At 58.7% G+C, this 26,502-nt stretch carries 23 protein-coding genes; 15 read left to right on the forward strand and 8 right to left on the reverse strand.

Annotated elements, in window-relative coordinates:
- Positions 1 to 151: 151 nt before the first annotated feature.
- The 6 genes from dnaB to OOT55_RS16780 all read left to right on the forward strand — a co-directional run bounded on the left by dnaB (position 152) and on the right by OOT55_RS16780 (position 6,753).
- Positions 152 to 1,492: a replicative DNA helicase gene (dnaB, locus tag OOT55_RS16755; protein WP_322113842.1), complete on the forward strand. Its 1,341-nt coding sequence runs from the start codon at positions 152 to 154 to the stop codon at positions 1,490 to 1,492.
- Between the two features lie 196 nt (positions 1,493 to 1,688).
- A complete protein-coding gene (panC, locus tag OOT55_RS16760; RefSeq protein WP_265366984.1) occupies positions 1,689 to 2,543 on the forward strand; it encodes a pantoate--beta-alanine ligase in 855 nt (284 codons plus the stop codon).
- Between the two features lie 27 nt (positions 2,544 to 2,570).
- The gene (gene panD, locus OOT55_RS16765) at positions 2,571 to 2,951 is read left to right on the forward strand and encodes an aspartate 1-decarboxylase (protein WP_265366985.1); all 381 of its coding nucleotides are present in this window, start codon (positions 2,571 to 2,573) and stop codon (positions 2,949 to 2,951) included.
- 213 nt (positions 2,952 to 3,164) lie between these two features.
- The gene (gene acs, locus OOT55_RS16770; protein ID WP_265366986.1) at positions 3,165 to 5,102 is read left to right on the forward strand and encodes an acetate--CoA ligase; all 1,938 of its coding nucleotides are present in this window, start codon (positions 3,165 to 3,167) and stop codon (positions 5,100 to 5,102) included.
- Between the two features lie 26 nt (positions 5,103 to 5,128).
- Positions 5,129 to 5,983 carry a GTP-binding protein gene (locus OOT55_RS16775; protein ID WP_265366987.1) on the forward strand — a complete coding sequence of 285 codons (855 nt, stop codon included), beginning with the start codon at positions 5,129 to 5,131 and terminating at the stop codon, positions 5,981 to 5,983.
- Positions 5,983 to 6,753 carry a TatD family hydrolase gene (locus tag OOT55_RS16780; RefSeq protein ID WP_265366988.1) on the forward strand — a complete coding sequence of 257 codons (771 nt, stop codon included), beginning with the start codon at positions 5,983 to 5,985 and terminating at the stop codon, positions 6,751 to 6,753. The genes OOT55_RS16775 and OOT55_RS16780 overlap by 1 nt, the downstream gene beginning before the upstream one ends.
- A 32-nt stretch (positions 6,754 to 6,785) precedes the next feature.
- Here the strand turns inward: OOT55_RS16780 and OOT55_RS16785 are convergent, their stop codons facing one another.
- Positions 6,786 to 7,589, reverse strand: a complete 804-nt coding sequence (locus OOT55_RS16785; RefSeq protein WP_265366989.1) for a tRNA threonylcarbamoyladenosine dehydratase — start codon at positions 7,587 to 7,589, stop codon at positions 6,786 to 6,788.
- A gap of 533 nt (positions 7,590 to 8,122) precedes the next feature.
- Between OOT55_RS16785 and OOT55_RS16790 the strand changes: the two genes are divergently transcribed.
- From OOT55_RS16790 to OOT55_RS16800, 3 genes are all read left to right on the forward strand, one after another.
- Positions 8,123 to 10,927 carry a TonB-dependent receptor gene (locus OOT55_RS16790; RefSeq protein ID WP_265366990.1) on the forward strand — a complete coding sequence of 935 codons (2,805 nt, stop codon included), beginning with the start codon at positions 8,123 to 8,125 and terminating at the stop codon, positions 10,925 to 10,927.
- Positions 10,928 to 11,069: 142 nt separating this feature from the next.
- The gene (locus tag OOT55_RS16795; protein WP_265366991.1) at positions 11,070 to 12,053 is read left to right on the forward strand and encodes an amidoligase family protein; all 984 of its coding nucleotides are present in this window, start codon (positions 11,070 to 11,072) and stop codon (positions 12,051 to 12,053) included.
- The gene (locus OOT55_RS16800) at positions 12,038 to 12,715 is read left to right on the forward strand and encodes a gamma-glutamyl-gamma-aminobutyrate hydrolase family protein (RefSeq protein WP_265366992.1); all 678 of its coding nucleotides are present in this window, start codon (positions 12,038 to 12,040) and stop codon (positions 12,713 to 12,715) included. The genes OOT55_RS16795 and OOT55_RS16800 overlap by 16 nt, the downstream gene beginning before the upstream one ends.
- A gap of 43 nt (positions 12,716 to 12,758) precedes the next feature.
- Here OOT55_RS16800 and OOT55_RS16805 read toward each other — a convergent pair whose 3' ends face one another.
- The 3 genes from OOT55_RS16805 to OOT55_RS16815 form a co-directional block, all read right to left on the reverse strand.
- Positions 12,759 to 13,325, reverse strand: coding sequence for a porin family protein (locus OOT55_RS16805; RefSeq protein ID WP_265366993.1), 567 nt, complete (start codon positions 13,323 to 13,325; stop codon positions 12,759 to 12,761).
- A 73-nt stretch (positions 13,326 to 13,398) separates the two neighbouring features.
- Positions 13,399 to 14,016: a BON domain-containing protein gene (locus tag OOT55_RS16810; RefSeq protein WP_265366994.1), complete on the reverse strand. Its 618-nt coding sequence runs from the start codon at positions 14,014 to 14,016 to the stop codon at positions 13,399 to 13,401.
- A 77-nt stretch (positions 14,017 to 14,093) separates the two neighbouring features.
- Positions 14,094 to 14,363, reverse strand: coding sequence for a hypothetical protein (locus OOT55_RS16815; protein ID WP_265366995.1), 270 nt, complete (start codon positions 14,361 to 14,363; stop codon positions 14,094 to 14,096).
- A 316-nt stretch (positions 14,364 to 14,679) separates the two neighbouring features.
- Here OOT55_RS16815 and OOT55_RS16820 point away from each other — a divergent pair, with 316 nt between their 5' ends.
- The 6 genes from OOT55_RS16820 to OOT55_RS16845 all read left to right on the forward strand — a co-directional run bounded on the left by OOT55_RS16820 (position 14,680) and on the right by OOT55_RS16845 (position 21,343).
- The gene (locus tag OOT55_RS16820) at positions 14,680 to 16,176 is read left to right on the forward strand and encodes a sensor histidine kinase (RefSeq protein ID WP_265366996.1); all 1,497 of its coding nucleotides are present in this window, start codon (positions 14,680 to 14,682) and stop codon (positions 16,174 to 16,176) included.
- A 158-nt stretch (positions 16,177 to 16,334) separates the two neighbouring features.
- Positions 16,335 to 16,691, forward strand: coding sequence for a hypothetical protein (locus OOT55_RS16825; protein WP_265366997.1), 357 nt, complete (start codon positions 16,335 to 16,337; stop codon positions 16,689 to 16,691).
- Complete coding sequence (locus tag OOT55_RS16830; RefSeq protein ID WP_265366998.1) at positions 16,688 to 18,052, forward strand: sigma 54-interacting transcriptional regulator; 1,365 nt, start codon at positions 16,688 to 16,690, stop codon at positions 18,050 to 18,052. Before OOT55_RS16825 ends, OOT55_RS16830 begins: the two co-directional genes overlap by 4 nt.
- A gap of 83 nt (positions 18,053 to 18,135) precedes the next feature.
- Entirely contained in the window at positions 18,136 to 19,266 is a 1,131-nt protein-coding gene (mnmH, locus tag OOT55_RS16835; RefSeq protein WP_265366999.1) for a tRNA 2-selenouridine(34) synthase MnmH, read from the forward strand.
- Between the two features lie 61 nt (positions 19,267 to 19,327).
- Positions 19,328 to 20,854 carry a cryptochrome/photolyase family protein gene (locus tag OOT55_RS16840; RefSeq protein ID WP_265367000.1) on the forward strand — a complete coding sequence of 509 codons (1,527 nt, stop codon included), beginning with the start codon at positions 19,328 to 19,330 and terminating at the stop codon, positions 20,852 to 20,854.
- A 102-nt stretch (positions 20,855 to 20,956) separates the two neighbouring features.
- On the forward strand, positions 20,957 to 21,343 hold the full coding sequence (locus OOT55_RS16845; RefSeq protein WP_265367001.1) for a DUF6746 family protein: 387 nt from the start codon (positions 20,957 to 20,959) through the stop codon (positions 21,341 to 21,343).
- 94 nt (positions 21,344 to 21,437) lie between these two features.
- Here OOT55_RS16845 and OOT55_RS16850 read toward each other — a convergent pair whose 3' ends face one another.
- The 4 genes from OOT55_RS16850 to hflC all read right to left on the reverse strand — a co-directional run bounded on the left by OOT55_RS16850 (position 21,438) and on the right by hflC (position 26,500).
- On the reverse strand, positions 21,438 to 22,136 hold the full coding sequence (locus OOT55_RS16850; RefSeq protein WP_265367002.1) for a PEP-CTERM sorting domain-containing protein: 699 nt from the start codon (positions 22,134 to 22,136) through the stop codon (positions 21,438 to 21,440).
- Positions 22,137 to 22,390: 254 nt separating this feature from the next.
- Positions 22,391 to 24,529 (reverse strand): TonB-dependent receptor family protein, encoded by a 2,139-nt coding sequence (locus tag OOT55_RS16855; RefSeq protein WP_265367003.1) that lies wholly within the window; start codon positions 24,527 to 24,529, stop codon positions 22,391 to 22,393.
- Between the two features lie 196 nt (positions 24,530 to 24,725).
- The gene (gene hflK / locus OOT55_RS16860) at positions 24,726 to 25,613 is read right to left on the reverse strand and encodes an FtsH protease activity modulator HflK (protein ID WP_265367004.1); all 888 of its coding nucleotides are present in this window, start codon (positions 25,611 to 25,613) and stop codon (positions 24,726 to 24,728) included.
- The gene (gene hflC, locus OOT55_RS16865; protein WP_265367005.1) at positions 25,610 to 26,500 is read right to left on the reverse strand and encodes a protease modulator HflC; all 891 of its coding nucleotides are present in this window, start codon (positions 26,498 to 26,500) and stop codon (positions 25,610 to 25,612) included. The genes hflK and hflC overlap by 4 nt, the downstream gene beginning before the upstream one ends.
- Positions 26,501 to 26,502 lie beyond the last annotated feature (2 nt).

Consider the following 26,502-nt stretch of genomic DNA (forward strand, 5'->3'; position numbering starts at 1 on the left):
CGATGACAAGTCTGACGAAATCGGGCACTATCGACCCCTCGGGGACTGATCGGTAGTGCCCGTTTTTTTGTCCGAACATTACCTGTACTGAGAGCCCATGTCTGATCTACCCCTGGATCTGTCGTCGGAGGAAGAGGCCTCCCCGGCGAAAATGCCCCCGCCGCACTCGTTAGAAGCCGAGCAGGCGGTATTGGGTGGCCTGATGTTGGACAATATGCGCCTGGAAGCGGTGCGCGAAGTCCTGTCTGAGCGGGATTTTTACCGGGATGATCATCGGCAGATCTTCTTGCGCATGTGTGAGCTGGCGGAAGAAGACCAGCCGCTGGATGTCATCACTCTGTCGGAAGAGCTGCATCGGCACGAGGAGCTGGAGCGGGTTGGCGGGCTGGGGTATCTGACCGAGCTGGCGGCCAATACCCCCAGTGCGGCCAACATCCTCGCCTACGCCAATATCGTGCGCGAGCGCTCGACGCTGCGCCAGCTCATCAGTGTGGCTCAGGAGATCAGCAAATCCGGTTATAACCCCCTGGGGCTCGATGCGGACGACCTGCTGCAGATTGCGGAAAAACGGGTGGCGGAAATTGCCGAGGATCGTCCCAAAGAAGGCGGATTGACCGACCTGAACGCGCTGCTCAAGGACACGGTGCAGCGGATTGATGAGCTGTTCCGCTCAGGCAGTGACCTGACCGGGGTCAGCTCGGGACTGGAAGATCTGGATCAACGAACCTCCGGCTGGCAGCCCGGCGAGCTGGTCATTCTGGCGGCGCGTCCCTCCATGGGGAAAACGGCTCTGGCACTGAACTTTGTCGAGTCGTCCATCTTTACCCAGAGTCGTCCCACCCTGGTATTCAGTATGGAAATGCCCTCGGCGGCATTGGTCATGCGGATGATGTCGTCTATCGGGCGGATTGATCAGGGGAAAATCCGCAACGGCAAACTGACCGAGGAGGACTGGCCGAAACTGTCCGCCGCGGTCAGCAAAATGAAAGACAAACCACTGTTTATCGACGATACCCCGGGGCTGTCGCCCACCGAAATGCGCGCCCGGGTACGCCGCATCGCCCGCGAGCACGGCAATCCGGCGATGATCATGGTGGACTACCTGCAGTTGATGCAATTGTCCGGCCCAAGCGAGGGGCGGACCCAGGAAATCTCTGAAATTTCCCGCTCGCTCAAGGCCATGGCCAAGGAGTTTGACTGCCCTGTGATCGCTCTGTCCCAGTTGAACCGGGGTGTGGAGCAGCGCCCGAACAAGCGGCCGATGAACTCGGATTTGCGCGAATCCGGTGCGATTGAGCAGGATGCCGATGTCATTCTATTCATCTATCGGGATGAGTATTACAACGAGGACAGCCCTGACAAAGGTATTGCCGAGTTGATTATTGGCAAGCAGCGCAACGGTGAGATCGGCACCTGTCGCGCCGCGTTTATTGGTAAGTTCACGCGCTTTGAGAACCTGGCGCCGGAATACATGCAGCAGGGAGACTACTGATCCGGCACCCGCGGGAATCCCGGGAAAGTAACGCTGTCGCGTCAGAAAGCATGAATCTGGCGCCATGTTGCGCAAAGATTGTACATCCCGGATCGAGCGTGTATTATCCCGCCCCCAAGTTTGGGTAATTAGGTAACGCCAGTGTCGGTCACGGCGTTAGGGTCCGCACCGCGTTGTCGCCTGAAACGAGCCAGTCATGCAGGTATTTCATCAGATTCACTCGTTGCGCACCGCGCTGGCGGAAGAACGTCGCCAGGGCAAGCGTATTGGCTTCGTGCCTACCATGGGTAATCTCCATCAGGCGCATTTGGCACTGGTTCAGCAGGCTCAGGCCAGTTGCGACTGTGTGGTCACCAGTATTTTCGTCAATCCGCTGCAGTTCGGGCTGAATGAGGACTGGGATAAATATCCCCGGACACTGGCGGCGGACACGGCCAAGCTGGAGGGTATTGGCTGTGACTACCTTTTCTGCCCGGATGAGACCGAGATTTATCCCAATGGTATGGCCGAGCAGACCCGGGTTGTGGTACCCACCATGACGGACGTGCTCTGTGGTGCCAGTCGCCCCGGCCACTTTGAGGGGGTGACCACGGTCGTCACCAAGCTGTTCAACATCGTTCAGCCGGATGAGGCGGTCTTTGGCGCCAAGGATTTCCAGCAACTGGCGGTGATTCGCCGGATGGTGGAAGATCTGTGCATCCCGGTCAAGATCAGCGCGGGCGAGATTGTGCGGGAATCCGATGGCCTGGCGCTCAGTTCCCGCAACGGGTTTATTGGTGAGGATGAGCGCCCCCGGGTGTCTCAGTTGTATCGGAGCCTGAGCTGGGCGCGCGATCAGATTCTGTCCGGTCGGCGCGACTATCTCGCGCTGGCGGAGGAAGCGAAGGAACAGATTGAAAATGCGGGTTTTCGGCCCGATTATGTCAGTGTGTGCAATAGTCATACGCTGGACCCGGCGGCCCACGATGACGCCGAAATCACAATTCTCGGCGCGATGTACACTCGGGGCGCGCGCCTGATTGACAATGTATCCCTTGTGCTGGACGCTTGACGTCAGCACCGAACACGGGAGAAGCCTATGCTTTCTACTCTGCTGAAAGGCAAATTGCACATGGCGGCGGTCACCCAGGCCGAGCTCTGGTACGACGGCTCCTGCGCCATCGACAGCGATCTGGTGGCCCTGGCTGGCTTGCGTGAGTTTGAACAGATTGATATCTACAACGTCAATAATGGCGAGCGGTTCACGACGTACGTGATTCTGGCGGAAGCCGGTTCGGGAACCATCTCCATGAATGGCGCCGCGGCCCGCAAAGTCCAGGTCGGAGACCGGGTGATCATCGCCAGTTATGGGCAGTACAGTGAAGCGGAGCTGCTCAACCACAAGCCCCGACTGGTTTATCTCGACGAGGCTAACCGCGTTGAGCGGACGACCAATACCATCCCGACCCAGGTCGCCTGACCCGGGTCGCGTGCCCGTTACTACCCTGCCCCTTCCCCTCTGATGGATCGGCGTCGCCCGCTTAACGATTATTTACGGGCTCACCAGTTCAGACAACGTTGTCTGTGGCCAATTTCAGAAACTGCTGTTAAGCTTGAGGCTACGGCTCTGAGCCAGGATCCTGAACAATAGTGTCAACCACGAAATGCATAACAACTGTAAGCGAGGCCTGTCATGTCCGAACAGCACGTCCACCCGGTTCCTGAATCTTTCAAAGCGCATGCGGCCATTGATGCGGCGCGCTATCGGGAGATGTACCAACGTTCGGTGGAGGATCCGGACGGATTCTGGGCCGAGCAGGCCGAAGCCTTTCTGACCTGGGATAAAAAATGGGATACCGTCTGTGAGAGTAATCTGCGCAAAGGGGAAGTTGCCTGGTTCAAGGGCGGCAAGCTCAACGTCAGCGTAAACTGCGTAGACCGCCATCTGGCACAGCGGGCGGATCAGGTTGCCATCATCTGGGAAGGGGATGATCCGTCGGAAGACCAGATGATCACCTACCGTGAGTTGCACACCGAAGTCAGTCGCCTGGGCAACCTGTTGCGCGAGCGCGGTGTCAAGAAAGGCGATCGTGTGTGCATTTATATGCCAATGATCCCCGAGGCGACCTACGCCATGCTCGCCTGCGCCCGTTTGGGCGCCATCCACTCGGTGGTGTTTGGCGGTTTTTCACCGGATGCTCTGAAAGACCGGATTCTGGATGCGGATTGTCGGGTGCTGATCACCGCCGATGAGGGCATTCGTGGTGGAAAACACATCCCCTTGAAAAACAATGCCGACAAGGCGATGACATCCTGCCCGGATGTGCATACCTGCCTGGTGGTCAAGCGCACAGGAGCGGATGTCGCCTGGAAGGAAGGCCGGGATATCTGGTACGAGCAGGAGGTGGAGCGCCAGCCCGATCATTGTGAACCGGAGAGCATGGATGCCGAAGACCCCCTGTTCATCCTGTACACCTCCGGCTCTACCGGCAAGCCCAAGGGCGTGCTGCACACCTCCGGTGGCTACCTGCTGCAGTCGGCCATGACCCATAAATATGTCTTCGACCACCAGGAAGGAGATGTTTACTGGTGCACGGCGGATGTGGGCTGGGTGACCGGTCATAGTTACATTGTCTACGGCCCGTTGGCGAATGGCGCGACCACGCTGATGTTTGAAGGCGTGCCGACCTATCCGGACGCCTCCCGCTGTTGGCAGGTGGTGGACAAGCACATGGTGAACACCTTCTATACCGCCCCGACGGCTATCCGAGCCTTGATGGGGGCCGGGGATAAGTGGGTCACCCAGACATCCCGTCAGTCCCTGAAGCTGTTGGGAACCGTCGGCGAGCCGATCAATCCCGAGGCGTGGGAGTGGTACTACCGGGTTGTGGGCGAGAGCCGGTGCCCGATCATGGACACCTGGTGGCAGACCGAAACCGGTGCCCATATGCTGACACCACTGCCCGGTGCCATAGACCTGAAGCCCGGTTCCGCCACCTTGCCCTTCTTTGGCGTTCAGCCGGTCCTGCTGGATAACGAAGGCCATGAAATACAGGGTGCCGGTTCGGGTAATCTGGCGATCAAGGCGCCATGGCCCAGCCAGATTCGCACGGTATACGGCGATCATCAGCGCTGTATCGATACCTACTACAGTGCTTATCCCGGTTATTACTTTACCGGTGATGGCGCCCGTCGGGATGAAGATGGCTACTACTGGATTACCGGCCGAGTGGATGACGTGCTGAATGTCTCCGGTCACCGGATGGGAACGGCCGAAATCGAAAGCGCCCTGGTGCTTCACCCGAAGGTCTCCGAGGCGGCGGTTGTCGGTTATCCCCATAACATCAAGGGGCAGGGTATCTATGCCTATGTGACGCTGATGGGAGGGGAGGAGCCCAGTGAAGCGCTGCGCAAGGAACTGATTGACCTGTGCGTGCAGGAAATCGGCGCCATTGCCAAACCGGATATCATTCAGTGGGCGCCCGGCCTGCCGAAAACCCGCTCGGGCAAAATCATGCGCCGCATCCTGCGAAAAATCGCCGCCAATGAGCTGGATAACCTCGGGGATACCTCGACGTTGGCTGACCCGGCAGTAGTCGATGATCTGATCGACAACCGGGCCAATCAATAAAATCACCTATGGGAGAGTAGAGACACATGAATCAACTTTGGAGACAACGTTTCGGCATCGGTGTGTTGAGCACGGCACTGGGGATGGTAGCGCTGAATGCCGGCGCGGGTGAATCCCCCCGCCTTGAACAGCAATGGGAAACCGACGGGTTACGTACCCCGGAGTCCGTGCTGTACCACGAGTCGGACGGAGAGGCCTATCTGCTGGTGGCCGAAATCGAAGGTGAAGGCAGCCAGGCCGACGGTAAAGGCGGTATCGCCAAGCTGTCGTTGGATGGGGAGGTCATCGACCGGGACTGGGCTCGCGGCATGAACGCCCCCAAAGGCATGGGCATTCTGCGCAACACCCTCTACGTCGCGGATCTGACCGAGGTGCTGGCCGTGAGTCTGAAAACCGGGCAGATCATGTCCCGGATTCCGGTGGCGGACTCGGTGTTCCTGAACGATATCGCCATTGACGACGGCGGCACCGTCTATGTCTCCGATACCCGCACGGGCAAAGTCCATCGCATTCTCAGTGACGGTGCCGAGCTGTTTCTGGATGGGCTGAAAGATCCGAACGGCCTATACATTGACGGCGATGCGATCTATATCGGCGCCGGGAATACGCTGCTGCGGGCGAACCCTGAGGGCGAGCTCGAAACGGTCGCCGAAGGCTTTGAGTCCGGGATTGATGGTGTCGAGAAAATCGGTACCAACGAATTCCTGGTGACCTGTTGGGTGGGGTTGGTCTACCACGTGCGTGATGGCAAGGTCACCCGTCTGATGGACACCCGCGATCCGCGCATGAACACTGCCGACCTGGGGTGGAATCCGGATGACGGCATCGCCTATATCCCCACATTCTTCACCGATTCGGTCATCGCCTACCGCTGGCACTGATGACGTTCTCCTTGATCGACAGCCACTGTCATCTGGATTTTGAGGTTTTTGATCGGGACCGGGAAGCGCTCTGGTCCCGATGTCGATCACAGGGGATCCACCAGTTGGTGATTCCCGGCACGGATCCGGACCAATGGGTACGGGCCCGGTCTTTGTGCGAATCGCCTCACCTCGATTGGTACTTTGCCGCCGGCATGCATCCCTGGTGGTTGGACAGGGCCGGTGAAGGCTGGGAATCAGCGTGTCGGGACTTTCTGGCTCACCCGCGCTGCGTGGCAGTGGGAGAGTGCGGCCTGGATAAGCATATTGATACACCCATGAGCGAGCAGGAGGCATTGCTCGAGGTTCATCTGGAGATGGCCCGGGCGTGCGACAAGCCGATCATTCTTCACTGCGTCAAAGCGCATAATGAGCTGATTCGACAACTCAAGCGCCACCGTTTTTCCAGAGGCGGTGTGGTTCATGCTTTCAGCGGTAGTGCCGACATTGCGCAAACCTATTGGCAAATGGGTTTTCGGTTGGGTGTCGGCGGTGTTATCACGTACGAGCGAGCCCGCAAAACCCGGGCTGCGGTCAGCCGGGTGCCCTTGGAAGCATTGCTGCTGGAAACCGACGCGCCGGACATGCCGGTATCCGGACGGCAGGGCGAGCGCAACAGCCCGGAATTTTTACCGGTCATCGCCCAAACGTTGGCCGGGTTGCGGGGGTGTCCGGTGGAGCAGGTGGCTCGTCAGACCACAGACAATACCCGTCAGCTCTTCAGAATCTGAACGGTGTTTCAGATGGATGTGAGCACGTTTGCTCAACAGCCCCGGTCCTGCAGGTACCGCTCCACGGCCTGACTGGCGGCCGCGAACCCGAAGCTGCCCGTGACCATCACGACCGAGCCCAATCCGCCCCCGCAGTCGAGCTTGACCCCACTATCGGGATCCCGATTACCTTTATCGCCCACACACACGCTGCCGTCCAGTTGCGGGAAATGCATTTGCTCATTGGAGTAGATGGCATCCACCCGAAAGCGTCGTTTGGCGTCCTTGCGAAATCCGTAATGACGGTAGAGCAGGTTGCGTACCTTACGCAGCATCGGGTCGTAGGTGGTTTGCGCCAGGTCGGAACAGACAATCTGTTTGGGGTCGCGCTTGCCGCCTGACGAGCCCACGGTGACCAAGCGGCCCTTGAGCCGGCTGATATAGGCCACCAGGTGTGCCTTGATATGGGCGGAATCGATGGCATCAATCACGACGTCGTGTTCACGATTGATCAACTGCTCAATATTGTCACTGGTCAAAAACGCTTCCTCGCTGTGAACCGTCAGCTCGGGGTTGATGGCTTTGAGGCGATCACTCACCACCTGGTTTTTTGAGGCGCCGATATAACCCTCCAGGGCGTGCAACTGTCGGTTGGTATTGGTGACACACACACCGTCGAGCTCAATCAGGGTGAGCGTCCCGATACCGGTGCGGGCCAGTGCCTCGGCCGCCCAACTGCCCACGCCGCCCAGGCCGACCACGGCAAAATGGGCATCGGCCAGATGCTCCAGAGCAGGCTCGCCATAAAGCCGTGCCAGGGCGCCAAAGCGTTGCCGGTAAGCGGGCGTCAGAGTCATTCAGAGCTCCTGTCGTGCGGTGGTAGGCTGGATAATGTGCCATTGTAAAAGATTTGCGCCCGCGGGCCGAATTAATGTGTGGTTAAACCTTGAGATATCCCCAAAGCTGTGCAACTATTAGGCCGCTGGAATCTAATATAAGCCTTAAGCACGATCGGTTGTCCGTCGTCTGACGACGCCCATCACGTTCGATGTAAAAAGGCGATCAGCCAAATGATAAAGTGAGAGAGGATAGGGAGAAATGAACCATTCAAACGACGTTCTTCCAGTCGGGTTTCCTGCTGTCGTCAGACAGTCGGGCTCGGTTGCCCCGCTTTCAAGACCTGCGTTAGCAATTCCTTTGTAACGATACCTCAGGTAAGTCGAGTGCCAGTGTTGGTGCGGGCTTTCCGTTTTCACTTTGGTGATTTCCCCGAAGGGAGTTGCTGTGGCTGTACGTTAGAGTCGCATCTGGCTTGTGCATTCTTGCAGGCCAGGGTGTTCCAGTAGTGAGAGTCAAAGACATCAGTCTACATAATAAACCAGGAGGCATCATGTCCCTATTCAACTACAAGTTTAGTAAGCAATTTCTGGCCAACACATCCATGACTGCTCTGGCACTGGCTGTTTCAGGTGTGTCAGTTTCCGCCCACGCCCAAGACGAAGGCGCGGGCGCCCTGGAAGAAGTGGTTGTCACCGGCTTCCGCCAGAGTCTGGAACGCGCGCTGGACATCAAGCGCGATTCCGCCAACAACGTCGAAACCATTGTCGCCGAAGACATGGGTAAAATGCCCGACCTGAACCTGGCCGAGTCCCTGCAACGGGTCCCCGGTGTGGCCATCACCCGCGAAGGCGGTGAAGGGCGCAGCATCACCGTGCGCGGCCTGAGCCCGGACTTCACCCGCAGTACCCTGAACGGTATGGAAGTGCCCGGCAGTGCCGGCGGCCTGGACTCCTCCGGCGGCGTCAACCGCGGCCGCTCCATGGACTTCAACATCTTTGCCTCCGAACTGTTCAACCGCATCGATATTCACAAGTCGCCCAAGGCGTCGGTGGAAGAGGGCGGTCTGGCCAGTACCGTGGAGCTGTTTACCGCCAAGCCGTTTGATAACCCCGGCCTGAACGCCAGCGTCAGCGGCCAGTTCACCGTGGATAACGTCGCCAGTGAGTCCGACCCGCGCTTCGCCGCGCTGGTGAGCAACACCTTTATGGACGACACTGTCGGGGTGCTGTTCTCGGTGGCCCATTCCACCCGTACCGTGCGTCAGGAAGGTTTCGGCACCGTGCGCTATACCTCGCCGTTTGCCAACGGTCAGAGCTGGGCGGACACCAGCGGTACCACCATCAACGGCACACCCGACCCGGACACCAACCACCCCGAATACACTCAGGGTGACGATCCACTCGACTACATGTGGACCCCGCGTCTGCCGCGGATGGACTACTTCGGCAACACCCAGGACCGCACCGGGGTGACCGCCGCCTTCCAGTTCCGCCCCACTGATCGCCTGGAACTGGGTCTGGACATTGTCGGCTCCGAGCTGTCCAATGACCGTGAGTCCTACAACTACTTCGCCCAGTTCCGGAACACCTTCGATGAAATCACACCCACCAGTGTGACCCTGGATGCCGCCGGCCGTCAGATCGTCGCCGGTACCTTCCAGAACGTGACCCCGCGTTCGGAAAGCCGTGGCCAGTTCTCGGAAACCACGTTCCTGCAGACCGTGTTCTCCGGTAAGTACGATCTGAGCGATCGCACCGTGCTGAGCTTCATGCTGGGTAACGCCAACTCCGAGCACGATGAAGAACAGTACCGTTTCAACCTGACCGCCTCGGAAGGTCACGACTTCACCTTTGACTTCGGCGCGGACTCCAACATCGCCGAGATGAGCTACGGGTTCGACATCCTGGAGCCATCGAACTACTTCTTCTCCGGCCCGACGCTGCGCAAAGACGTGGTGGACCGTGACAACACCACCTTCCGTCTGGATCTGGAAACCGAGCAGGGCGGTGCCGTGTTCAAAACCGGCTTTATCTACAACGACCGGGAAGTGGACTCACTGCGCTACAACCCGACCGAAGGCACCATCGACGCGCCGGATGAAGTGACCCCGGATCTGGCCACCTCGCTGACCGGCATCGGCATTGATGACTTTGCCAGCGGCCTGGATGCGCCCGGCGGCTTTCCGCGCGACTTCCTGATCGCCCACTTCGACAACACCATTGAAGCCTACGGCGCGGGTCAGTTTACCCCGGTACCGGTGGACGCCTCCTCCTGGAACGTGCAGGAAGAGACCATGGGCCTGTACGGTGAAGTGGACTTTGAAACCCGCGTGTTTGACCGCCCGTTGCGGGTGAACACCGGCCTGCGGATCGCCCGGACCTTCATGACCTCCAGCGGTGCCACCGAAGACCCGGTCACCGGCGAGGCGATCCTGCTGTCCGAGGACAATGCCTACACCGACGTACTTCCGTCGACCAACATCGTGTGGGAAATTGAAGAAGACCTGCTGCTGCGCGCCAACATCTCCCGCAACATCACCCGTCCGGGGCTGGGCAGCCTGTCCCCCACCGTGACCGGTGTGACCCCGATCAACGGCAACATCAGCCGGGGTAACCCGGACCTGGATCCGATGCGCGCCAGCGCCGTGGATCTGGGGCTGGAGTGGTATTTCGACAGCGAAGCGCTGCTGGCGGTGACCCTGTTCCACAAAGACATCGAAAGCTTCATCAGCGGTGACGAAGTGGAAGGACCGCTCAGTCCGGAGCTGCGCCAGATCGTATCCAACTACCCGGCCTACGATCCGGACTCTCCGCTGTTTGAGCCCAACGCCGTGGACATCAACGGTTCGGCCTGGTTTACCTCCCAGCCGGTCAATGGCGATGGTGCCCAGCTCGATGGGGTGGAGATCGCGTACCAGCAGCCGTTTACCTTCCTGCCGGCGCCGTTCGACAACCTGGGTATGATTGCCAACTACACCTATGTGAGCTCCGAGGCGAATTTCGGTTCGGTGGTGAGCACTCTGCCGGGTCTGTCGGAGGACAGCTACAACTTCACGCTGTACTACGAAACCGATCGCTACGGCATCCGTGGTTCCATCAACGGGCGGGATGATTACATCACCAGCCCCAATGGCAGCAACGGCAACGCCCAGGAAGCGACCACCGGCCCGACCCGTCTGGACATGTCGGCGTTCTACAACATCACCGATGATCTGAAGGTGACGCTGGAAGGCATCAACATGACCAACGAGACCGAGCGGTTGTACACCACCGGTCCGCTGGGGGATATGAACCTGGTGCGAGAGTACAACACCACCGGCCGTGAGGTTTACCTCGGCCTGCGTTACAGCTACTGACCCCGGATGGCTCGCCGTGAGGTGAGCCGGGTTGAAGCGGATGGGCGCCACCCTCTGGGGTGGCGCTTTTTTTATGTAAGCTATTATTTTGTCCGAGTTACCCATTACACTGGCCACTGACGTTTAGAGATAGGGGGCCTTAATGGCGCTACGATTACCCACCAGAACCGAAAATGCCCGGGGCGAGCCCCGTCGTATCGGCGTTGAACTGGAAATGAATGGCCTGACGCTGGATCAGCTCAGCGAGCTGGTGGCGGACTATCTGGATCTGAACGTCGAGCCAAGGGGACGCTATGAGCGGGTGCTCAGAGGGGACCCGGCCGGCGATTGGGGTGTTGAATTGGATTTTCGTCTGCTCAAGGAGCTCGGACGCGAGGAGCGTGAAAAAGGTACCTTTTCCGGTGAACTTGGGGACTCCGCCGAAGAGGTGCTCAAGTGGCTGGCGGATTCATTGGTGCCAATGGAACTCGTCAGTCCGCCATTGCCCATGACTCGGCTCAATCAGGTGGAAGAAATCATCCGGCGTCTGCGTGCTGCTGGTGCCAAGGGAACTTCGGATCGTCTGATCAATGCCTTCGGAATGCAGCTGAACCCGGAGGTGCCCGACGAAAAAACCGGGACGATAACCGCTTATCTTAAAGCGTTTTCCTGTCTGTACGACTGGCTGTATGTTCGGGCGGATATCAACCTGTCCCGTCAGGTCACCCACTATATTGACCCCTATCCCACAGATTATCGACGCTTGTTGGCCAGAGCGGACTATTGGCCTGATCAAAATCAGTTGATCGATGATTATCTGGCGCACAACCTCACGCGAAACCGCGCGTTGGACATGTTGCCGCTGTTTGCTCATCTGGATGAACCTCGAGTGCGACAGCAGTTGGATGATCCTTTGATCAAGTCGCGCCCGGCGTTTCACTACCGCCTGCCGGACTGTGAAATCCATCGACCGGGTTGGACGCTGGCACTGGCGTGGGATGACTGGCTGGAAGTGGAAGCGCTAGCGGGCGATGCGCCACGCCTGGCGGATTGTTGTCGGGCCTATCATGAGTTTCTGACCGACCCTCTGGATCGCTGGTTCGGCGACTGGGTCAAGCAGTTGGAGGACCGATGGCTGCTCCGCTAGTGGCGGTGACCGGGCCGGAACGAGGCGCATTTGGCCCCCGGTTTCTGGTCGCTCAAGTGCTGCGCCTGTATGGTGCCCGACCGATACAGGTCCGCCCCAGCGACATCGACGCCCTGCCGGATTTTGAGGCGGTGGTGGTGACCGGCGGACACGACGTGCAACCGGTTCTGTATGGTGCTGAGCCGGAGGTTCACCCCAAGTATGATCCCGATCGCGATGAGCTGGAAAAGCGGGTCATTCACAAGGCGTTGGCGGAACACCGCCCACTACTTGGAATCTGCCGCGGTGCGCAGCTATTGAACGTGTGTCTCGGCGGTACGCTGGTTCAGGATCTTCGTCTGCACCGGCGTAAAACCTCTCATCGTCGTACCATTCTACCTCTGAAAACCCTGGAGGTCGTGCCGGAAACGCTTCTGCTGAACTTGCTGGGAAAGCACTCCCAGCGAATCAACAGCTTACACAACCAGGCCATTGATCGGTTGGGGCGAGGGCTGCACGTATCCGGGCGCGACCACGATGGCATCGTGCAGGCGGTCGAGGACCCATCCTACGGTTTTCTGTTGGGCGTTCAATGGCATCCGGAGTTTCTGTTATATCGCCGTTCACAGCGACATCTGTTTCACGCTCTGATTGCGAGCATAAAAAAGCCGGCCCTGGGGTGAGGCCGGCAAACTGTGCAAACGCACGTCGGGTGGCGTGAAGTAATCAGAAGCGCAGGCGCAGACCGACCTTGACGGTGTCGAGGTCGGTGTCCTCGACGTTCGGTAACTCCTCAAGGTGCGTATCGATTTCGTAGCGACTGTACTCTACGATCATATTCAGGTTCTGCGCCAGGCGGAAATCCATGCCCGCCGCGTAAAAGGGGTCATCGCCGTCGGTATCGCCGGAGCCCACGGGAGTGTCAATGTCCGCCTCCCAGAAGAACTGACCGCCTTTGGCATAGAGCCCCCAGCTATCGGATAGCGGCAGCCGACCGATAACGGCCATGCCGTAGCCTTCGGCGTCTGCGGTAGCGAGCCTGTTCCCGTACTCACCGAAGTAGGTGGCGCTGGCCTCAAGGCCGACATAGGGATTAAAAAAGCCGCCGAAGCTCAGTTCAAAAAAGTCCTTGTCGTCATCAAATTCCCCACCGCGCGCCTTGAAGCCGCCGTAGCTGCCGCCGACATACACGTGGGCGGCGTTATCGTTCTGGGATACGCTGTTCTGGGCCAGTGCAGCGCCGGAAGTGAGCGCCAGCGCGCCTGCGATACCGTAAATGATTGACTGTTTCATAGGATCATTCCTCTTTGGTTGTGATTGACAAAACATGTCAGTGAGCGTTGAAACGGTCCGGTGAGCCCGGAATTCATTTTTTCGTCGGCGCCACGCCCAGGTTGCTCTCGACCGAGCGCACGCCCTGCGTGTTCAAAGCCGTGTAGTAGGCCAGCTCCCGCTGGTCCCGATGATCAACCTCCCCGCTCAGAGTGACGTGTCCCTGCCGTGTTTCGACATTGATACGGGCACCGGGGAGGTTGATGTTGGCCAACAGCCGGGTTTTAACCTTGGCCAGAAGCGCGCTGTCAGACTGATGCTCGCTCCAGGCCGGCGATGAGTGGTGGTCCTCTCGCAAGCGGGGGTTCACTTGAAGCTGGTTGCTCACCGTGTCGATTCCATCAATGCTCATCGCAAGTTCCTGTGCAAGATCCCGTTGCACGTGAGACTCCACTTCGCCACCGAGTGTGGCGCGGCTCTCCCGAACCTCAACCTGAATCGTGGCCGGATCCAGAGACGGGTGAAACAGATAGGCGCCTTCGATTTGACCCCGCTGTCGCTGATCTGCCAGACGAGTTTCGAGGGCAGAATCGATGTCAGGCCGTTGTTCTTCACTGATGGCCGGTTGACTCAGCAGCGTCATGGTTGCCGCTGTGAGGCTGATTCCGATCATCCAGTAGCGGTAACATCCCAAACGGATTGGCTGTGTCATCGGGGGCTCCCTATAGGTTCGGAAATTCCGGTAGAATGACCGGAACGACACAGGGTCGTTCCGGTCCGGCATGGCGATTACTGCCAGCCACTTCCGCTTCCCTGTCCTTCGTACTCGGATTGCGTTACCTCGCCATCTCCGTTGCTGTCCATGGCGTCAAAACGGCGGTCACTGATGCCGCTGTTTTTGGCCTCGTCCTTGTCGATGCTGCCGTCGCCATTCTGGTCGATCACAGAGAAAGCGGAGTCGCCGCCACTTCCCTGAGTTCCGGTGTCATCCTGAGCAACAGCGGTCAAGGTTCCCAAAGACAGCAGCGCAGTGGTTGCAATCACAGATACAATTTTCATAATTCACCTCATCGTTCCTGTTGGTGTGTGTTACCAGCATTTGACGCGCCGGTCCCGAAGCGTTTCAGGCAACGGTGTCGGGGCTACTGCCAAGGTCGTGCCACCCTTGAAAAAATATTGGTTTTCAATCAGTTAGAGAATCAGACGGAAGTCTGTCCGGGTTTTTCGAAGAAAGAGTGTCGCAAAAATGCGACGGAGTTTTGGTTTGTAGGGTGTGAAGCCCGTTATGATCAGGAGGCAGGAGTGTTTCCTATTGGCAACAGCGCTCGCGATTAAAACGGTTTGAATGGCCGCGATCTCTATGAGGAGTTCATTCATGCCCCACCGGAGAGGTTTATCACTGTCCCAACAGTGGCTATTGATTGCCGTGGTGACATTGGTACCCATGTTGGCGTTGGTGGCCTACGCCTCCTGGTCGTTCTATCAGCAAATGCACACCCAGCGCGTGCTGGTTGATCACTCGGATGCGCTGGCCAGTCGGCAGTCGGCGTTGAATGCCGAGGTGCGTGATCTTGAGCGTTTTGCCCGGCAGTACCGTCTGTTGCGGGACGCGGCTTTTCTGGAGCCTTATCAACAAAAACGTGAATCGATTCTGAACGAGCTGGACCTGCTCACACAGTGGCTCCGGGACGGTACGTCGGGGCGCACTGAACTTGTTGCCAAACCGCAACAGGGGGGCGTTTACGAGGCAATTGTGTCTCTGGAAAATACATTGCGCACTCTGAGTGATGAGGCCGTGGAGTCGTGGCGGGACGAAGACTTTACGGAGCAGCTCGCCGTTCTGTCGCAACGGCGTTCGGCACTGGATGACAGCGTCAACGCTTATGTTGAAGTGCTCAGCGATCGAAGTGAAATGGCGCTTCAACAGATTCTGTGGCGGCTGTCACTGTTGGGTATGATCAGCCTGCCGGTGACACTGACATTGATGGCGCTGGGTTTTTGGCAGATGATCCGCCCTTTGCGTCGCCTGTCTTCGGCCATCCGTAATCTCGGGCATCGCGATTGGGAAACTCCCATTCGAGTGGCCGGTCCCCGGGACTTGCAGGCATTGGGTGAACGCCTGGAATGGTTGCGAGGTCAACTACTGACCGCCGAGCAGCAAAAACAGATATTTTTGCGCCACGTGTCCCACGAGCTTAAAACGCCGTTGTCAGCGATCGTTGAAGCGGGGTCGTTATTGCAGGATGAGGTGCCGGGTCCGATCAACGCTCGTCAACAGAACGTTTTACGAATTCTGCTTGAGAATTCACAAAACCTGCAGGAACTTATTCAACAGTTGTTGAACTACAACGTCATAACCCACAATGTCACGGTAGAGGATCGGGCCGTGGCGATGGAGCCGCTCTGTGCCCGTATTACCAAGCGCCTTGACCAACAGAACCTGCGTCACCGCGTGAGTTGGGATTGCCAGGGAACCCCCGGGAGTCTGAAAGGCGACATTCACTTACTGGAAATGATATTGACCAATCTTCTCTCCAATGCCTACCACTACTCCTCCGATGGCGGTGTCGTCCGGGTACGGTGGGGTATTGATCAGAACGGCGCCTGGTTATCCGTCGCTGATCAGGGACCCGGCATTCAGCCGGAAGATCAAGACAAGATATTCCAGCCTTTTGTGCAGGGGCGTGTTCGTCGGCACGGCTCGGTACATGGCAGTGGGGTGGGGCTGGCCATCGTCAAGGAGTCCGTGGCTCGTCTCGGCGGTACCATCGAGTTGACCTCCACTCCGGGTGAGGGCAGTTGTTTTCTGCTCCGCTACCCGGTGTCGGCTATGCGGCCAATAGAACCATCCAACGAGGCGTCGACATCATGAGATTGCGTGTAGTGTGCTTGTCGTTACTGTTCAGTGGATGTGTCGCCTGGAATGACCGGCCGGCCGATTCCGCGGCGAGTCCGCCGACGCCCTCTTCTGTGGGGGGACCAGCGCATGAGGTAAGCCGGCACGCCACGTTTCACAACCTTGAGTCCCTGGTGACCTTTCGACATCAGGCGTGTCAGTTATCGGCGGAAGAGCGTGACCGCCTGCTCAGCGCCTATCGCGAAATGACGTCCGATGAGGCTGTGTTGGGCGCGTTGATGCTGGCGACCTGTGAGCCGGATCAGACGCCCGGTCTGTTGGCCAACTCGCTCGTTGCCGCCAGGAATATCGAACGACCGCCACCGGGTTTTCCCGCATTCCTGGAATTGTTGGCGGCGGAGGCGAAATCTTATGCGCTGCTCGAGCGGCGGCTGAGAAATACCCAGAAAAAGCTGGACGATATGATAGACGGAATTCGAGCCATCGAAGCGGAGATGGGCCAGCCTACTGACGAGGGGGCGTTGCGATGAACGAAGCCCGAACTGCGGCTGCGGAGCAGCCGCTGATCTTATTGGTGGATGATGATCCCGATATTCTTCAGTTGCTCAGTATGCGACTGAATGCCTCGGGGTACCGGGTAATGACGGCGAGTTCAGGGGAAGAAGCATTGGCCAGTCTTGATCGTGAACAGGCTGCCGCCGTGGTTACGGACTTGCGCATGGAACCGATGGATGGCATGGCGTTATTTACTCACATTCAGAAGAGTTGGCCTAATGTGCCGGTTATCATGCTGACGGCACACGGTTCGATTCGCGAAGCCGTGGAGGCGACTCAGCAGGGGTTATTCTCGTTTCTGACCAAGCCCATTGATAATCGGGAGCTGCGACAAGTGCTGGATCAGGCGATGGAGCTGGGAGGTTTGGGGGCAACGCCCAAGGCCGGATGGTCCGATGCCATCGTGACCCGCAGCGAGCTCATGTTCAAGCGGCTTGAGCAGGCACGCCGATTGGCGCGTAGCGACATCAATGTGCTGATTGGCGGCGAGAGCGGCACTGGCAAGGAGCTGCTGGCGCAGGCGGTCCACAACGCCAGCGCCCGGTCGGAGCAGCCTTTTATCGCCGTCAATTGCGGCGCCATACCCGCCGAGCTGCTGGAGTCCGAGCTGTTTGGTCACGTCAAAGGGGCATTTACCGGTGCGACTCATAACCGGGATGGTCTGTTTCTGGCCGCCGATGGTGGCACCCTGTTCCTGGACGAAATTGGCGATATGCCGCTCAATCTGCAAGTCAAGCTGCTGCGGGTGCTTCAGGAGCGCAAGATCCGGCCTCTGGGATCATCGGCGGATCAACCCATCGATGTCCGGATCATCTCTGCGACCCACCGGGACCTGGAGCAGGCCATTGCCGAGCAAGGCTTCCGGGAAGATCTGTTCTATCGCCTGAACGTCGCTCAACTGGCACTCCCGCCTCTGCGCGAGCGCAAGGAAGATATTCCCCTGTTGGCCCGTTCATTCCTGGAAGATATTGCCAGACGTACCGGCGACACGGTCCGCCAATTGTCCCCCGGGGGGCAGCGGATGTTATTGCAGTTCGATTGGCCGGGTAATATCCGTCAGTTGCGCAATGTCATCGAGCAGCTAGTGGCGCTATCGCCGTCGCCTCTGATACCGGAGCCCATGATTGCGGAGGTACTGCCCGAGCAGGAATCACCAGCGTTGGTACCCTTGAAGGAGGCCAAGCGGCAGTTTGAGCGCGACTACGTGGTCCGCATTTTGCGGATGACCGGGGGCAACATCACTGAAGCCGCGCGCCTGGCAGGGCGGAACCGCTCGGATTTCCATAAAATCATGAAGCGGCACGAACTCGATAGCGAGCGCTTTCGCTCGGCTTAGCGGCCGCTGTCGCGCATAGTCACTGCCGGCAAGAGCCCGTATAATCTCCGCGACTGATTGTTGTCTCACACAGCGGAGCCCTCATGGCCGATCGCCCCCAGGATATCGATGACTACCTAGGACTTTTCCTTTCGGACACGCCGATGATCGATACGCGTGCCCCGGTCGAGTTTGCCAAAGGGGCGTTTCCCGGTGCGGTGAATTTGCCGCTGATGCTCGATGACGAGCGGGCGCGAGTGGGCACCTGTTACAAAGAACAGGGGCAGGAGTCCGCCATTGAGCTGGGTCATCAACTGGTTCAGGGCGATATCAAGGCACAGCGGGTGCAGGCCTGGCTGGATTTCGCCCGCCAACACCCCGACGGTGTGCTTTACTGTTTTCGTGGCGGCTTGCGCTCGCAAATCTGTCAGCGGTGGTTGCGCGAGGCCGGTTGCGACTACCCGCGGGTCACCGGCGGCTACAAGGCGTTGCGCTGGTTTCTGATCGACCGTATGGAGCAGCTCTGTCGTACCCATCCATTGGTCGTATTGGCGGGGCGCACGGGTGTGGCCAAAACCGACCTGCTCGTGCAACTGAGCCAGAGTGTCGATCTGGAAGGTCGAGCCAATCACCGTGGCAGTGCGTTCGGGCGCCGGGTGGGGGGACAACCCAGCCAGATCGATTTTGAAAACGCTGTGGCGATTGACTTGCTGCGTTGTCACCACCGGGCGCCGGAGGTGCCAGTACTGGTGGAGGATGAAAGCCACTTGATTGGCCGCTGCGTGTTACCCATGCCGCTCAAAGAAGCGATGGAACGCGCTCCACTGGCGTTGCTTGAGGTGTCGCTGGAGGATCGGGTCGAGCACACCTATACCAACTATATTCTGCGGAAGCTCGCCGAGTGGCGGGAGGATCAGGGGGATGACGTGGGGTTTGAGCGCTTTGCGGAAGACCTGCGCGTCTCCCTCGGACGCATTCGCAAGCGCCTCGGCGGCGTGCGCTACGAGGAAATGGCGCAACTGCTGGAGCAATCCCTGAGTGCCCATCGCCGGGGCGATGCCGAGCTGCATCGGGTCTGGATTCGCCGGTTACTGGAGGATTACTACGACCCGATGTACCGCTATCAACTGAGCAAAAAATCCGACCGGATCGTGGTCCGCGGTGGCCCCGAGGAGGTATTCGCCTATCTGGCCGAGCACTACGGTATTGAGCGGCGGGCCAACGTCGTGCGGTGATCCGGATCCACTCCGTATGCGTTCTTAACCCGACTTGTTACAGGAAAGGTTGGAACCCCCTATGGCTGCTCAGGTCAAGCTGATTCTCGGAGATCAACTCAACGCCTCCCACTCCTGGTTTCAGTCGCCGGACGACGAGGTGCTGTTCGTCATGGCCGAGCTGCCACAGGAAGCCACCTATGTGGTTCACCATCGCCAGAAGCTGCTCGCCTTTTTTGCGGCCATGCGTGGCTTCGCCGCCGCGCTGGAACAGGCAGGGCATCGGGTGCGTTACTTCACGCTGGATGAAAGTGCGGCTTACGCCGATTTGCCCGATCTGCTGGAGCGGGTGCTGGAGCAGGCGTCGGCCGACACATTCGCCTATCAGCGACCGGATGAATACCGCCTTGATCAGCAGTTGGCCGACTTCTGCCGCACGCTGGATATCGCCGTGTCGGTTGCCGACACCGAACACTTTCTGACCCCCCGGGATGCCTGGGAAAACTACTCCACCCATCGCATGGAATACTTTTATCGCGCCCTGCGTCTCGAGTACCGGGTTCTGCTCGACCAGGACGGGAAGCCGCTGGGAGAGCAGTGGAACTTCGATGCCGACAACCGTGCCCGTCTGCCCCGCGATGCGACCTTGCCGGCGCCGTTGATGTTTGCGACGGATGTCAGCGACATCGATCAGATGCTGAACCGCCATCAAGTCAAGACGCTGGGGGTGGCGGACCCCACCGCGTTACTCTGGCCGGTGAGTCGGGCTCAGAGCCGGGCCCTTCTGCAGTACTTTCTCGACCATCTGTTGCCCGCCTTCGGACGCTATCAGGATGCCATGACCCCTGATGGATGGAGTCTGTATCACAGCCGCCTGTCCTTCAGCCTGAATACCAAAATGCTCCACCCCCTGGAGGTGATTCGTGCCGCCGAGTCGCATTGGCAGGCGAACCGGCAGAAGATCAGTCTGGCCCAGGTAGAGGGTTTCATCCGGCAGATACTCGGTTGGCGGGAATATGTGCGGGCCCTGTACTGGCATTACATGCCCGACTATCGCCAGCGCAACCACCTGTCAGCGCAGCGACCCTTGCCGGAGTACTACTGGACCGGGGAGACCGGTATGGCCTGCATGGCGCACGCCATCGGCCAATCCCTGGAATACGCCTATGCCCACCATATTCAGCGGCTAATGGTGACCGGAAATTTCGCGCTGTTGGCTGGCATTCATCCGGATGCGTTGGACGACTGGTATCTGGGCATCTACATCGATGCCATTGAATGGGTGGAATTGCCCAATACCCGGGGCATGAGCCAATACGCCGATGGGGGGCTGATGGGGAGCAAGCCCTACGCGGCCTCGGGTCAGTACATCAACAAGATGAGCCATTACTGTGGAGGCTGCGCCTACGACGTCAAAGCCAAAACCGGTGAGGGGAGTTGTCCGTTCAATAGTCTGTACTGGCACTTTCTGGATCGCCAGAGAGGGCGGTTGGGGAACAACCCGCGAATGAAACTGGTGTACGCCAACTGGGACCGTCAAGACCCGGCGCAGCGCAAGGCCATATTGGCGACGGCCGATGCCTATCTCGCTCGACTGGATACCCTTTAAGGAGGACTTGTGGGGCGGGAAGAATCGTGGGATTATATGGAAACAATTCTCATTTATATTGGGCGATTGAGGCCCATCCGGTAATACAACGAGGAGTTGCCAATGACACTGACCCGAGCCCTGCTGTTACTGCCACTGTGTGGCCTTCTATCCTGGCCGGCTCTGGCCGATGACCCGGTTGACCACTATGCGGGCAAGCCTTCAGAGACGCTGGAAGACGCCGTCAAAAACTTTACCGAGGGCAACGCCCGTCTGCGCGAGTTGCTGTCCGGCGAGGTGAGCAATCAGGATATGGCGGATATTCATGAGCTGAGCTACACCATTGAAAATGCGGTGGCCACCCTGCGGCGCGAGATGAACGTGTTGGCGGTGGTGCTGGAGGATGTGCACCTGGCCTCTGAATCATTCAATCAGGATACCGTCAGTGCCAGCGGCAAAGCGTATCTGGACATGGCGGGTACTCTGGAAACACTGGGAAAGACGGACTGACAGTCGACAAAACCCGATCCATAAAAAAACCGGCCCTGTCCCTGGCCGGTTTTTTTATGGGGTTATCCAGCCCCGGAGTGGTGCCGACAGCGTGTCAACGTACCCGACGACGGGCCCGGAACAACGCAAACAGACCGGTCATCAGCAGCAGCAACGACGCTGGCTCAGGCACACTGGCCGTGGTCACTGTCAGCAGGTTCTGTGAGTTATCCGCGACCAGCAGGTGGAAATCGTATTTGCCTGTGTCCAGATTGGTGTCGTTGAGAGAGTTCAGCCAACTCTGGGCAATGTTGCGGGCGCCAGAGAAGTAATCGGACTTGAAGGCGTTGCTGGTCATGCTGTAAGCACTGCTCGGCCACTCGTTGATGATCTCCCACAGTGCCAGTTGAAAGGCGGCGCTATTGTACTTACTGGTCTGGGCATCATCGTAAAAGTTGGAGAACAGACGATCGATGTGCAGCCCCGCCGTACCAAAGTCCAACAGGTTGATACCGCTGTTCACCGTGTACTGGGTCGCCGTGGTTTTCAGAGTCGTACCGATTTCGACACAGAAAGCACTCAGTCCGTTATCCCACTCGGCAATGCCGCTGGTGTTATTGCTGGTGGAAAAGTCGAATTCACCGGCATAGACATTGGGGCTGCCATAAGACGAGTAGATACGACCCGTCGGGGCGCTTTCCGCAGCCAGATTGTTGTCGTACTTGAGAGTAATGGATGCCGCCTGAGAGGCCACTGACGCGATTGTCAGTAGACCGGCGGCCATTGCCAGACGCATTAAATGGATCATTTTCATAGCAGTTCCTGTGCACTTGTAGGTTGAGGCTGCCCCGTCTGATTGACCTATCCCTCAGGCGGGTGAATGACATGCTTGTCTAAGCAGAAAACGCGCCAGAAATTAAAAAACTATATAAAACAATTGGTTATGAATGGCGTTGAAATGTTCCGAGATGCGGATTGTGATGCTTGTCAAGTTCTTCGACGTTGACCTTCCGGGCACAAAAAAGCCCCGTTACCGGGGCTGTGGGGGCGTGCCGAGACGGTCGGCGGTCAGAAGGTGTATTCGATACCCACTGAAGCGGTCTGAGGCTTGTTGGGTCGAGGGCCCAACGGGCTACGGGCAATGATTACCTGTTCGTCAAACAGGTTTTCTACCTTCAGGTACACCGCCGCGTCGTCGTTCAGGTCGTAGCGCGATACCACATCGACCACAAAGAGTGAATCGGTGCGGTCCTGCTCGTTTCCGGAACGGTTGCAGCCCAGGGAGACACAGGTCTCGTCCATGAGCTTGGCCACGGCGTAGTTGCGCCAACCATGGTTGTTGTCCAGCTCAACTCTCAGGCTGAGCAGGTTTTCCGGGATGCTGGCCAGTTCGTCACCGTCCCGCGCGCCGCTGACAGCGTTATCCTCGGTCACCTCAGCGCTGGTGTAGGTGTAGGTCAGATGCATGGGCACGGAGAAGCGGCCCCACTCGTAAGTGTTGCTCAACTGGAACTCCAGGCCGGCGACCACCGCTCTCCCGGTTGTAAAGGTGCCCGACTCGGCGCCGTTACTGCAGGGCGTCGCCATAGAGCAGTTTTCGGTCTGATTGGAAAAGTCGCTGTAGAAGCCGATCACTTCGGCGAACAACTGATCCTGCCCGAAGCGCATCCCCGCTTCAACATTGGTGCTGGTTTCCGGCTCCTGCTGTTCGGTAGCGCCGCCCCCCAAAGGCGAGAAGCCCTTGTGAACACCTGCCAGCACCTGCCATTGATCGGTCAGATCGTAGGTCAGAGAGACGCCCGGCAACCACTCCCGGGAGCTGTTACTGCGGTAGCTCGGCTCGTCGGAGCGTTCGGGGGTGCTGAACTGGTTGCGGTAGCTGTCCACGTCTTCATAGCGCAGGGCCAGGTCCAGCTTCAGCGCTTCGGTCAGGGTCCAGGCGTCGGTCACCCAGAGCGACAATGCCTCGGCACCTTCCAGACGGTTGTCGCCGCCGGTGGGCTCAACCAGGCGGTCGAAGACCAGACTGCCGTTGATCTGATCGTAAATCTCCACGGGTTGGAAGCGGTCCATTTCGTCTTCGTGCTGGCGCAGGCCGACTTCAATCTGGTGGTCGTTCAACGCTATACGCGAGTTGACTTCAATACCTTGAGATTCGTACACCCGGTTGTTGTGCTTGTAGCTGAGGTCTTCCGCGTCCTGCTCGCCGTGCAGAATGGCCAGGGCCGCGGCATCGCCGCTATTGGCCAGGTCCACCAGGCTGGTACTCAGTTTGAACCAGTCCCGGGCAAACTCGTTGTGGTAGCCGAGCACGTTCAGGGTCACCGCATCGCTGACGTTGAACTGGTAGTTGGCACTGAACCCTTTGTGACTGTTGTTCATCTGGTCGATGCTGGACAGGCCATAGCGGCGGTTCGGGTCGGTCGCGAAGTCCTCGTCGGTCAACCCCAGGTAGGTTTCGTTGGACACCTCTTCGGAGTACTGGGCTTTGATGCCCAGAGCGTGGCGGTCGCCTGTCCAGCGGGCCTTGGCCACATAGTCGGCAATGTCAAAACCACTGTCGCGGTTGCTGCGGTCGATGTCTTTGAAACCTTCGGTGCTGCGCTGCACGGTCTCAAGCAGCCAGCCGAAATTGCCGTTGGTTTCACCGTAGTAGAGGTGGGTATCCTGCTGATTGTGTTCGCCCAGCGTGGCCTGAACTTTGCCGGCACGGTTTTGCGGAATGGGGGTGCTCACCAGGTTGATCACGCCGCCGGTGGTTTGTGGGCCGTGGCGCAGCAGCGGAGCGCCCTTGAGTACTTCCACCGCCGACATGCGAGCGGTGGTGGGGAAGTAATAGGCGGCGGGGTTCGAGTAGGGCGCCGGCGCCATCAGAATACCGTCTTCCATCAGAGTCACTTTGCTGCTGCGTCCGGAAGAGGCGGCGCGAATACCAATGTTGGGTCGCAGGCCGTAGCCCTCTTCTTCCTGCACATATACACCGGGCACGGTTTTCAGCACCTGATTGATATCGGTGACCACTTCGATCTGCATTTGCTGGGGCTCCACCACGGCACTGGAGCCGGACACCTCCCGGGCCTCCACCTGGGTGCCGATAATCCGAATGGTCTCCAGTTTGGGCAGAGTGTTCAGTGCCAGATCCTGGGCAAACGAGGGGGCTGACAGACTTGCAATGGCGAGCGACAGAGCGGTGGTGCGTTTCAGCATGGAGCTATCCTTCAACGTGATGTCCGGCCTTCAAGGTATGGTTGGCCTTCCGGGTGAATGTGGCGGCTCAAAAATGAGAGTGACTATCAATAACGTTGAAGAAATCTATCATGAATAATAACAATTCTCAATAGTGATGGATGAGGGTAAAAAGGGAGGCGCTGATCGGAGGCGGGGGTGAGCGCTGGAGCGGGGATCAGGGGGTCAAAACGATGATCTGCATTTCCCCCAGCCGCGCTTCGAGATGTTCCAGATAAAGGCGCTGGCGCGATAGTGCCGGGGCGTCCTGGTGGGCCTGCCAGTTGGCGAGGAAACGCTCCTGGTAGCCCCGGGCTCGCTCCAGATTTTCGGTGGCCTGCGCCTGGGCATTGGAGCGAAGTCCGCTGATATCGCTTCGGGCTCTGGCCAGCTGGGTGTTGCGCTCCCCGGCGCTCTCCTGGATCAGCTTCTGTTTTTCGGACCGTGCTCGGGCTACGTCATCAAAGGCGGCCTTGATCGAGGGTGGCGGTTCCAGTCGGCGCAGTTGCACCGAGGTCACTCTGAGTCCGAGCCCAAGGGCCTCAACGCTGCGTTGCAGGTCGAGTTTCAGTTGATTCTGCAGGCGAGTGCGGCCAACGGTCAGCAGGGGGTCAATGGCGTGGGCGCCGATGTAGGCAATGGTATGGGTACGGGCGAGCTGTTCGAGCAGGGCTTCCGGTGCTTCGGCGCTGCCAAGGTACTCTCCGGGGGAGCCAATGTTGTATTGCACTAACAGGGCGATGTCCACCAGGTCTTCGTCGCCGGTGGTCAACTCCGGTTGCAGCGCTTGTGGTGCGGAGGCGGAAAAGTCCAGTTCGAGGGTTCTCAGAGTCGTGGCCGGTACTGTGTGCACGGATTCTATTGGCCAGGGCCAGTGGTAGTGCATGCCGGGGAGTACCTGGTCATCGACCAGTTGTCCAAAACGTAAAATAACACCGCGCTCTTCGGTGCCGACCGAGTAAAACCCGCTGAGCACATAGAGCGCCGGCAAGAGTACCGCCAGGCCGGTGATCAGCAGCGGGCGAACCTGTTTGAGAATATGGCGGATGTCGTCGTGCAGGGTCACGGCCGGTCGAACTCCGGTGGGTTGAACAGTAAATCGAACAGAGGCGAGTCCGCCGAGAGCACCAATCGGGTGTCTTCGCCCAGGATCTGGTTATACGCCTCCAGGGTACGGATGAAGCGATAGTATTCGGCGTTGGTCTGATAGGCTTCGGCGTACAGCCGGGCCGCCTCTGCCTCGCTTTGTCCGATCAGTGCCTGGGCTTCACGTTGTGCCTGGGCACGCATCTGCCGGACCTCCCGCTCGGTTTCCGCGCGCAGTGTGGCGGCCTGCTCCTGTCCCTCGGCGCGATACTGACGGGCGATACGATCGCGCTCGGACTCCATGCGCTTGTAAATGGCCAACAGATTCTGCTTGGGAAAGCCGAACCGGTTGGGCCGTACGGTCACCACCTCGATACCCAACTCCTGCTCGGCAATGCGGTTGGCGGAGCGGCTGATCTGCTCGAACATTTCGTTGAGTTGGAAGTCCTGTTCGTTGAGGGTAAAAATCTGGGTGATCGGCCGGGCTGCCAGTGCCGCGCCGATTTCCGAGCTGGCCAGGGTGCTCAACCGCTGTTCCGCCGTTTCCATGCTGCGCAGGCTGGTCAGAAACTGGCCGGGGTCGACGATACGCCAGACCACAAAGGCACTGACCACCAGGTTGCGCCGGTCCAGGGTGACCAGCTCTGTGGGCTCAAGCGATAGCAGCTGTTGGCGTTTATCAAAGAACACCGCGGTTTCGATCGGGTCCGGCCACTTGAAGGCCAACCCGGCCTGATGAATGGCCCGGGTGGGTTTCCCGAATTGCGTCACCATGGCCATGTGCGTTTCCGGGACCACCAGTGCCGAGCTGATACCCAGGTAGCCCAGCAGAATCACAGCGGCGAGTGTCCAGAGCAGTTTTTTCACAG

The sequence above is a fragment of the Marinimicrobium sp. C6131 genome, assembly GCF_026153455.1.
In the GTDB taxonomy this organism is placed as follows: Bacteria; Pseudomonadota; Gammaproteobacteria; order Pseudomonadales; family Cellvibrionaceae; genus Marinimicrobium.

Excerpts from the sequence above, each read along its gene's own strand:
- dnaB (WP_322113842.1), top strand. The coding sequence starts at position 152 with ATGCCCCCGCCGCACTCGTTAGAAGCCGAGCAGGCGGTATTGGGTGGC.
- OOT55_RS16845 (WP_265367001.1), top strand. The coding sequence starts at position 20,957 with ATGACACTGACCCGAGCCCTGCTGTTACTGCCACTGTGTGGCCTTCTA.
- OOT55_RS16820 (WP_265366996.1), top strand. The coding sequence starts at position 14,680 with ATGCCCCACCGGAGAGGTTTATCACTGTCCCAACAGTGGCTATTGATT.
- OOT55_RS16805 (WP_265366993.1), bottom strand. The coding sequence starts at position 13,325 with ATGAAACAGTCAATCATTTACGGTATCGCAGGCGCGCTGGCGCTCACT.
- OOT55_RS16840 (WP_265367000.1), top strand. The coding sequence starts at position 19,328 with ATGGCTGCTCAGGTCAAGCTGATTCTCGGAGATCAACTCAACGCCTCC.
- OOT55_RS16775 (WP_265366987.1), top strand. The coding sequence starts at position 5,129 with ATGAATCAACTTTGGAGACAACGTTTCGGCATCGGTGTGTTGAGCACG.
- OOT55_RS16815 (WP_265366995.1), bottom strand. The coding sequence starts at position 14,363 with ATGAAAATTGTATCTGTGATTGCAACCACTGCGCTGCTGTCTTTGGGA.
- OOT55_RS16795 (WP_265366991.1), top strand. The coding sequence starts at position 11,070 with ATGGCGCTACGATTACCCACCAGAACCGAAAATGCCCGGGGCGAGCCC.
- mnmH (WP_265366999.1), top strand. The coding sequence starts at position 18,136 with ATGGCCGATCGCCCCCAGGATATCGATGACTACCTAGGACTTTTCCTT.
- OOT55_RS16790 (WP_265366990.1), top strand. The coding sequence starts at position 8,123 with ATGTCCCTATTCAACTACAAGTTTAGTAAGCAATTTCTGGCCAACACA.
- panC (WP_265366984.1), top strand. The coding sequence starts at position 1,689 with ATGCAGGTATTTCATCAGATTCACTCGTTGCGCACCGCGCTGGCGGAA.
- OOT55_RS16785 (WP_265366989.1), bottom strand. The coding sequence starts at position 7,589 with ATGACTCTGACGCCCGCTTACCGGCAACGCTTTGGCGCCCTGGCACGG.
- OOT55_RS16810 (WP_265366994.1), bottom strand. The coding sequence starts at position 14,016 with ATGACACAGCCAATCCGTTTGGGATGTTACCGCTACTGGATGATCGGA.
- OOT55_RS16830 (WP_265366998.1), top strand. The coding sequence starts at position 16,688 with ATGAACGAAGCCCGAACTGCGGCTGCGGAGCAGCCGCTGATCTTATTG.
- OOT55_RS16780 (WP_265366988.1), top strand. The coding sequence starts at position 5,983 with ATGACGTTCTCCTTGATCGACAGCCACTGTCATCTGGATTTTGAGGTT.
- OOT55_RS16850 (WP_265367002.1), bottom strand. The coding sequence starts at position 22,136 with ATGAAAATGATCCATTTAATGCGTCTGGCAATGGCCGCCGGTCTACTG.
- OOT55_RS16800 (WP_265366992.1), top strand. The coding sequence starts at position 12,038 with ATGGCTGCTCCGCTAGTGGCGGTGACCGGGCCGGAACGAGGCGCATTT.
- acs (WP_265366986.1), top strand. The coding sequence starts at position 3,165 with ATGTCCGAACAGCACGTCCACCCGGTTCCTGAATCTTTCAAAGCGCAT.
- OOT55_RS16855 (WP_265367003.1), bottom strand. The coding sequence starts at position 24,529 with ATGCTGAAACGCACCACCGCTCTGTCGCTCGCCATTGCAAGTCTGTCA.
- panD (WP_265366985.1), top strand. The coding sequence starts at position 2,571 with ATGCTTTCTACTCTGCTGAAAGGCAAATTGCACATGGCGGCGGTCACC.